1 pseudogene is annotated in these 285 nt (G+C 67.0%); it reads left to right on the top strand.

The features are described from left to right. A pseudogene (locus EN818_RS33440) lies at positions 1-285 on the top strand (glycosyltransferase family 2 protein); the annotation flags it as partial.

Consider the following 285-nt stretch of genomic DNA (forward strand, 5'->3'; position numbering starts at 1 on the left):
CCATCGTCAAGGCCGGTGGTCGCATCGCCTTTGCCCCGTAAGCCTTTGTTGACGAGGTCGTGCCGCGTGCCAGGGCCGCGTTCGATTGGTTACGCCGCCGTCGGTTCCGCTTTGGCCAGACCCACGGCCATCTGATCGGGCAAAACACCGGCGGCTTGCGCCGCGCCGGCCAGGTCGGACTCGCTTCCGCCAAGGCCGCCTATTGCTTCGGCGTGGCGATTTTGACCGCGATCAGCCCGGTGCGGCGGAACCGCAGCGTGCTCCGCGGCATTATGCACGTTGGTG

Origin of the sequence: Mesorhizobium sp. M3A.F.Ca.ET.175.01.1.1 (assembly GCF_004791945.1) — a bacterium.
Taxonomy (GTDB): Bacteria; Pseudomonadota; Alphaproteobacteria; order Rhizobiales; family Rhizobiaceae; genus Mesorhizobium.